A 3350-nucleotide genomic window follows, 5' to 3' on the forward strand; every position below is an offset into this window, starting at 1 on the left:
ACTATTCTCCTTTTCATGGAATAAGTACAAATGATATTCTTTAACAAAAAAATAGAAATTATGCTAAAAGTTTTTTTATATTATGGGTTTATTTACCTTGGTTCTTAATTAACTAAACTGCCCATTTAGTTCAATAAGAAAAGACGCCAGGATTGGCAGCCAGTATTAAAAAATCCAGTGTCAGTTAGTTTAATAAATATAAAATAATCATTAACAAGATGGATATTGATAAGACGCCAGCAATAATATACCCAAAATATTTTAATGGTTTTGGCAACTTTTTTACTGCATCCTTGCTAACATTTGCAGCATTTCCTTCTATCTTGTTAATGTCGTCTATTACATCATTAAATGGTTTATTTTCTTCTTTCATATAACCGCCCATTTACCACATTTTAACATATATATTTATTTTATTATTGTATTTAATTGTAAATTCTTATTGAACTAACCTGCCACCCGTTAGCTTAAGTACAATCCTTCACAATCCCATCGATAAATACCCAATTTTCCTTAAAAATAATCCTCCACAATCTGGCCTTATACATAAGGAAAGAGCGCAATTCTTATTCTGGAATTGCGCCCGATTCATTAAGAAGAGCACATTTCATGCTTTAGAAAAGCGCCCGATTTTAATATTGGATAATAAATAATGTCTTCTTAAAACTCACGAAATTACGCCCCTACACATTAAATGGTAAGTTACCCCTAAACCTTCTCATTCATCCAATTTAATGTTTCCTTAATTCCTTTTTTATACGGAGTATGTGGTATCGGTCCTATTTTCGCTTCGTACTTCTTACCACTTAAGATTACAGGATCCTCTGTCAAGTACATCATCTCTACCATCTCTCTCATGAACGGCTGAAATAATCCGATAAATCGAATCATTGTTTTTGACACGGTTCTAATCGACTTTTTATATCCTACTTCCTTACGCAATATCTCAATTATTTCTTCTCCTGTTATTGGATGTGCAGATGGGATATTCCAATTTTGGTTGTACGTATCTTCTCGTAAAGCTAGTTCCACCATTGCCTTTGCACCGTCCAACGTAAAAATAAACTCTCGAGCCACCTTAATGTCACCAACAAAATTCGCGGATTTATTTAGAACAACGTTTTTTAGTGTTTCATGAAGGAGTGTATTTTCCGCATTTGGCCCGTATAGATCGGGCATATTCACAATCAAACAAGGGACATTACTTCTTTTTAATCTATTTTCCATTGCGAGCCGGATCTTTCCCTTTTTTGTATGTGGCTCCTTCTTTGTATCTTCAATTACTTCTATTTTGGATTGCCTACCATAAGCATAAATATTATCCACAAGTGCAATTTTTGTTTGTTGCATTTCGGCAGCCCGGACTATTATCTCTATGCATAAAGGATGCTTATCCTTCCATTCCTGATAAGGAAAGCTAACTGCATGAAAGATTACATCTACACCATCGGCTGCCTCGATTACATCCTTTTCCACTAATGCATCCCCTGAAAAAATGGATACCTTTGATTCATTCTGATAAAGAGCATGTAACCTCTCCTTTCCTCTTGAAAAAGCAACGACTTCCACACCTCGTTCAACCAACTCACGAACCAATGCATAACCTATTCCACCTGTTGCACCTAGTACTAATGCCTTCTTCATTGATAACACCTTTCCTTTATAATTGACCACTGGTCAATTTTAGTTAAAAAATATATGCAAGCTCTAAACCTGCAAATGATTTAGAGCTGCTCTATCCATTTAATCCTTTTATTATAAAATTTACGTGTGATTTGGCTGCTAACTTCACTTCGTCAAAATTATCAACATATCCACGATAATGAGAAACAAAGCCATGTAGTGCTAAAAATGCGGACCACACGTCTATAATCTCCAGTTTTTTCTTTGATAAAGATTGAACCGTTTGAGCAAACATTTGATAACTGTGGTTGGCTGCTACTTGGGATAGACTATCTACTTCTGTATTTCTTACCATAAACATGATTTCATACTGACTTTGATGGTTTAATCCAAATTCAATAAAGCGAATAAGTATATTATAAAGCTTTGTCGAATCATCTTCAGATCCTTGAATGGTTTCTTCTAACCGATTGTTCAGTTTAGAAAAATCATCTTCTACAATCGTATAAAACAGTTCTGCTTTATTTTTAAAATGGTAATAGATTGCTCCATGACTACAGCCCAGTTGCTTTGCAATACTGCGCATGGAAATTTGTTGAAAACCTTTTTCAACAAATTGGGTTCGTGCTTTCTCTAAAATTATTTCTCTTGTCAGCTCTTGAGAAGTTGTTTTACGGGGGGACATTTTCTAACTCCTTTTATTGACCATTGGTTAATAACAAGTATAACACCGTCAACTTCATAATTAAAGTAAAAAAACTATACTTTATTTTACTAAACCGATATATTTAACCCTGAATCTTTCTATTCAACAATCCTGCCTCTAAAAAAAGCCGCTTAATGGCAGCTATATCTTCAACATTAGCACCCCGTTAGCATAACAATATTTTTTCTTTATTATCTCTATTGAAGCTTCATCAATTCCAGTAATATTTGAAATCGCCTTCATCTCAATACCCTCTTTTAATGCTTTTCGCACAGTAGATATGTTGTATCTTATTTCTAACATTTTATTTTCTAAAGGAATACTGACAAAATCTAAATAATCGTCTAATACTTCCCCATCCAAGTCAAATTCCATACAGTATGTGCCAATTTCTTTATCAAAGTAATAGATATTTACATTAAAGAACACAGATGCTTCAATCCTCGAAAAAGGATACCTTACTTGAATAGAATTTTCTTCAACACCGATGAATTCTTCGTACAGTTTCCCTTTAAAAGTGTCCAAATACTCGTATTTATCTTCCGTTCGCCATTTCTTGAAATAGTCCCAAAATCCCTTAATTGTTTGATTCTTGGCATCGAGTTTTCGTTCCCACTCCAGTAAAGTCTTCGCGTTCAAATTCATCACTCCCCTTATACCAAGTATAAGCTATCTCCCGTATTTCTTCTTCAAGTAAACTGCCAGTTAGCACAATAAGAAAAATGCTCTACTCCTTATTGAAGTAAAGCACCCGTTACTTTAAGTGAAGTTCTTCACAATTACTTCGATGATTAACAGATTTTTAGAAACTACAGCCCTTAAAAACTCAGGATCCATACTATTTTTTAAATCTATTCCCCGTATTAGTGTAAATAATGATAAATACTATTATGCATAAATATAAAACGAGACCAACGTAGAACAACCACTTGATTTTAAATGCATCACTAAGTACCCAAAATGCCATACTGAATGCTATTGAAAACATCGCTTTACCCATAAACTTACACAATGAAACTGT

General features: G+C 33.9%; 4 protein-coding genes. All 4 read right to left on the reverse strand.

Translation table 11 applies throughout. From position 1 onward, the window contains the following. Positions 1–184 precede the first annotated feature (184 nt). The 4 genes from M5A78_RS24485 to M5A78_RS24500 all read right to left on the reverse strand — a co-directional run bounded on the left by M5A78_RS24485 (position 185) and on the right by M5A78_RS24500 (position 2968). Positions 185–385 carry a hypothetical protein gene (locus M5A78_RS24485; RefSeq protein ID WP_248737874.1) on the reverse strand — a complete coding sequence of 67 codons (201 nt, stop codon included), beginning with the start codon at positions 383–385 and terminating at the stop codon, positions 185–187. Between the two features lie 323 nt (positions 386–708). Beyond that, entirely contained in the window at positions 709–1644 is a 936-nt protein-coding gene (locus tag M5A78_RS24490; RefSeq protein ID WP_248737875.1) for an SDR family NAD(P)-dependent oxidoreductase, read from the reverse strand. 91 nt (positions 1645–1735) lie between these two features. Further along, positions 1736–2308, reverse strand: coding sequence for a TetR/AcrR family transcriptional regulator (locus M5A78_RS24495; RefSeq protein ID WP_248737876.1), 573 nt, complete (start codon positions 2306–2308; stop codon positions 1736–1738). A gap of 162 nt (positions 2309–2470) precedes the next feature. Next, positions 2471–2968, reverse strand: coding sequence for a hypothetical protein (locus M5A78_RS24500; protein ID WP_248737877.1), 498 nt, complete (start codon positions 2966–2968; stop codon positions 2471–2473). Positions 2969–3350: the final 382 nt, after the last annotated feature.

Origin of the sequence: Neobacillus rhizosphaerae (assembly GCF_937468385.1) — a bacterium.
Classification (GTDB): Bacteria; Bacillota; Bacilli; order Bacillales; family Cytobacillaceae; genus Neobacillus; species Neobacillus rhizosphaerae.